Here is a 589-nt window from a genome sequence, read left to right on the forward strand (position 1 = left end):
TCTCTTATGGGAGGGAGCCTGCACAGGTGGTGCATGGTTGTCGTCAGCTCGTGTCGTGAGATGTTGGGTTAAGTCCCGCAACGAGCGCAACCCTTGCATCTAGTTGCCAGCGGGTGAAGCCGGGCACTCTAGATGGACTGCCGTGGACAACACGGAGGAAGGTGGGGATGACGTCAAATCATCATGCCCTATATGCCCTGGGCCACACACGTGCTACAATGGCCGGTACAGAGGGAGGCGAAGCCGCGAGGTGGAGCGGAACCCAAAAAGCCGGTCCAAGTTCGGATTGCAGGCTGCAACTCGCCTGCATGAAGGCGGAATCGCTAGTAATCGCGGATCAGCATGCCGCGGTGAATACGTTCCCGGGCCTTGTACACACCGCCCGTCACACCACGAGAGTCTGCAACACCCGAAGCCGGTGACCCAACCGTAAGGGGGGAGCCGTCGAAGGTGGGGCAGATGATTGGGGTGAAGTCGTAACAAGGTAGCCGTATCGGAAGGTGCGGCTGGATCACCTCCTTTCTAAGGAGATAGGCCTCACTGTTCATTTTTGAGGGGAAGCCCTCAAAAGGACCTTGAAAACTGCACA

Annotated in this window: 1 rRNA gene; it reads left to right on the forward strand. The window is 57.7% G+C overall.

The annotated features are described in order from the left end of the window. A 16S ribosomal RNA gene (locus BUB32_RS00015) occupies nucleotides 1-522 on the forward strand; the annotation flags it as partial. Nucleotides 523-589 lie beyond the last annotated feature (67 nt).

The organism is Thermoanaerobacter uzonensis DSM 18761 (assembly GCF_900129115.1).
In the GTDB taxonomy this organism is placed as follows: Bacteria; Bacillota; Thermoanaerobacteria; order Thermoanaerobacterales; family Thermoanaerobacteraceae; genus Thermoanaerobacter; species Thermoanaerobacter uzonensis.